Genomic DNA, 3257 nt, shown 5'->3' with positions numbered 1-3257 from the left:
ACGACGAGAAGATCACGGTGTACGTGTCCGCCGAGGAGCTCATGGACCTGGAGCACGCCCGGCTGGTGCTGCGCGGCGAGCACGGCCTCGCCGTGGACCGCGGGCGGATCGTCCGGGAGGCCATCGCGGTCGTCCTGGCGGACCTGGAGCAGCGTGGCGAGGCCTCGATCCTGGTCCGGCGGCTGCGCGGCCGGTAGACGGCGCGGCAGGGCGTGGCAGGGCGGCCGGCTGTTCGAGCCGGGCGTCGAGGGGGGCCGTGGGCCCGGAGCGGGGCCGGCGTGGGGAGACCGCCGGCCGGTGACAGGCCTCGGAGGGCTTCGGAGGGGCGCCGACAGGGCGTCGAGGGGCTCTGGCCGGGATCGGGCGGTGTCCCGGGGTTCCTGGTCGTGGCGGGCGTCGGAGGGCCGTTCCCGGGGTGTTGTGGGCCCTGTCGGCATGGCCGTGGCCGGTTCGGCAGGACGGGCGGGGGCCGTCGGGCGGGCGTGCGGGTCTCGTGCGGGTCCGGGGCTCTGGTGGGACGCGGAGGGCACGGAGGGCGCCGTACGGGCTCACAGGGCGGTCCTGGGGACGCCGGGAGGACGTCCGGGGCGCCGGTCGGGGGCACGGTGGGCGGCGTGTCGGGCGGCCCGGGAGCCGGGCCGAGGGCGGGGACGGGTGAAGATGGACCGTCATGCCCAGTACCGCCGAACCAGCCGCCACCGCCGAGAGCGCGACCGAGAACGAGTCGCGGGGCGGCTTCCGGGTACGGCTGGACAACTTCGAGGGCCCCTTCGACCTGCTGCTCAGCCTGATCGCCAAGCACAAGCTGGACGTCACCGAGGTGGCGCTGGCCACCGTCACGGACGAGTTCATGGCGCACATCCGGGCGATGGGCCCGGACTGGGACCTGGACGCGGCGACCGAGTTCCTGGTGGTCGCCGCCACCCTGCTCGATCTCAAGGCCGCCAGGCTGCTGCCCGTGGCGGAGGTCGAGGACGAGGCGGACCTGGCCCTGCTGGAGGCCCGTGACCTGCTGTTCGCACGGCTGCTCCAGTACCGGGCGTACAAGCGGGCGGCGGCGCTGTTCGGCGAACGCTGGGCGGCCGAACTGCTGCGCCGGCCCCGGACCGCGGCCCTGGAGCCCCGGCACGCGGAACTGCTGCCGGAGGTGGTCCTCGGCATCGGAACGGAGCGGTTCGCCCAGCTGGCGGCCAGGGCGATGGAGCCCAGGCCGGTGCCGGTCGTGTACGTGGACCACATCCACACCCCACCGGTGAGCGTGCGCGAGCAGGCCGGACTGGTGGTCGGGCTGCTCACCGAACTCGGCGAGGCCTCGTTCCGGCGGCTGGTCGAGGACGCGCCCGACGACCTGGTGGTGGTCGCGCGCTTCCTGGCGCTGCTGGAGCTGTACCGGGAGCGGGTGCTCGCCTTCGAGCAGCCGGAGGCGCTCGGCGAGCTGCTGGTGCGCTGGGTGGCCGAGGAGGGCCGGGACGCGGTCGAGGTGACGGACGAGTTCGACCGGCCGGCGGGCGAGGCCGGGGAAGAACCGGCGGGCGAGGACAGGGAAGAAGGCGGGCGGCGATGAGCGGCGGGAGCGAGGTCAGGCGGCGGTGAACGACGGGAACGAGGAGGCACCGCCGGTGCGGCGCCCGCTGGGGCTGCCGGGGCGGCCGCGGGCCGAGGAGTGGCTGGAGCCGGTCTTCGAGCTGCTCCCGGACCCGGTGGAGCCCGCCGGAGGGGGCGAGCCGGACTTGGGCGGGGAGGCGCTGGAGGCGCGTGTCGCGCACCGGAAGCTCGTGCACCAGAAGTCGGCCCCGTCGACTTCCGGTGCCGAGGAGGCCGCCGACGCCGGGCTGCGGGCCGAGCTGGAGGCCGTCCTGATGGTCGTCGACGAGCCGGTGGCGGAGGAGCGGCTGGCCGGGGTGCTGGGGCGGCCCCGGGCCGAGGTCGCGGCGGCGCTGCGTGAGCTGTCCGCCGAGTACACGGCCCAGGGCCGGGGTTTCGACCTGCGGCTGGTCGCGGGCGGCTGGCGGTTCTACAGCCGGGAGACCTGCTCCGAGGCCGTCGACCGCTTCCTCCTGGACGGCCGCCAGGCCCGGCTCACCCAGGCCGCGCTGGAGACCCTGGCGGTGGTCGCCTACCGGCAACCGGTGTCCAGATCGCGGGTTTCCGCCGTCCGCGGTGTGAACTGTGACGGCGTGATGCGTACCCTGGTACAGCGAGGACTGGTGGAAGAGGCCGGATCCGAGCCCGAAACAGGTGCGATCCTGTATCGGACGACGAACTACTTCCTGGAACGGATGGGGCTCCGCGGCCTGGACGAGCTGCCGGAGCTTGCTCCCTTCCTGCCCGAGGTCGACGACGTGGAAGCGGAGTCCCTGGAGGGCACGATGATCGCGGAGGCGGTCGCCGCCGCTGCCGCGCAGGCCGCGGACGGCAGTGGCGAGGCCGGTCGGGCCGGGCCCGATCGGTAGGGGGCGGTGAGGTCGGCCGAAACGACCGCACATCCCAGACGGAACGACGTACGGACACTTTGATGCGTAGCAGTGGCAACGGCAGGAACAGCAGCGGCGGCGGGAGCAGTCGCGGCGGACAGGGCGGGGGCCGGGGCGGCGGCTCCTACGGCGGCAGCGGCGGCAGTGGCCGCGGCGGCTCGGGTGCGGGCTCGGGTTCGGGCTCGCGCGGCGGTTCCTACGGCGGCGGGCCGGGCCCGATCGGTAGGGGGCGGTGAGGTCGGCCGAAACGACCGCACATCCCAGACGGAACGACGTACGGACACTTTGATGCGTAGCAGTGGCAACGGCAGGAACAGCAGCGGCGGCGGGAGCAGTCGCGGCGGACAGGGCGGGGGCCGGGGCGGCGGCTCCTACGGCGGCAGCGGCGGCAGTGGCCGCGGCGGCTCGGGTGCGGGCTCGGGTTCGGGCTCGCGCGGCGGTTCGTACGGCGGTGGCAGCGGCCGTGGCGGACAGGGCGGCGGCTCCTACGGTGGCGGCAGCGGTCGTGGCGGCTCGGGCTCGGGTGGGGGTTCGTACGGCGGCGGTAGTGGCCGTGGCGGCTCGGGCTCGGGCTCGCGCGGCGGTTCCTACGGCCGTGACGACCGGCGCGACGACCGCCGGGGGGTCGGGGGGGGGGGGCGGGGGCGGCGGGGGGGGCCGGGGGGGGGCGGGGGGGGGGCGGGGGGGTGGGGGGGGGGAGGGGGGGGGGGGGGGGGGGGGGGGGGCCGGGGGGGGGGCGGGGGGGGGGGGGGGGGTGGGGGGGGGCCGGGGGGGGGGGGGGGG

General features: G+C 76.3%; 2 protein-coding genes and 1 pseudogene. All 3 read left to right on the top strand.

Annotated elements, in window-relative coordinates; all coding sequences use genetic code 11:
- Window positions 1-197, top strand: a pseudogene (locus BU198_RS04060) (hypothetical protein); the annotation flags it as partial.
- Between the two features lie 473 nt (window positions 198-670).
- Complete coding sequence (locus BU198_RS04055) at window positions 671-1564, top strand: segregation and condensation protein A (protein ID WP_188295433.1); 894 nt, start codon at window positions 671-673, stop codon at window positions 1562-1564.
- Window positions 1565-1859: 295 nt separating this feature from the next.
- Window positions 1860-2453, top strand: a complete 594-nt coding sequence (gene scpB / locus BU198_RS04050; RefSeq protein ID WP_411293137.1) for an SMC-Scp complex subunit ScpB — start codon at window positions 1860-1862, stop codon at window positions 2451-2453.
- Window positions 2454-3257 lie beyond the last annotated feature (804 nt).

The organism is Streptomyces sp. CBMA156, assembly GCF_014596515.1.
GTDB lineage: Bacteria > Actinomycetota > Actinomycetes > Streptomycetales > Streptomycetaceae > Kitasatospora.
Note: the sequence above shows the minus strand (reverse complement) of the source record. Positions and strands in the feature narration are given on the sequence as shown.

Excerpts from the sequence above, each read along its gene's own strand:
- BU198_RS04055 (WP_188295433.1), top strand. The coding sequence starts at position 671 with ATGCCCAGTACCGCCGAACCAGCCGCCACCGCCGAGAGCGCGACCGAG.
- scpB (WP_411293137.1), top strand. The coding sequence starts at position 1,860 with ATGGTCGTCGACGAGCCGGTGGCGGAGGAGCGGCTGGCCGGGGTGCTG.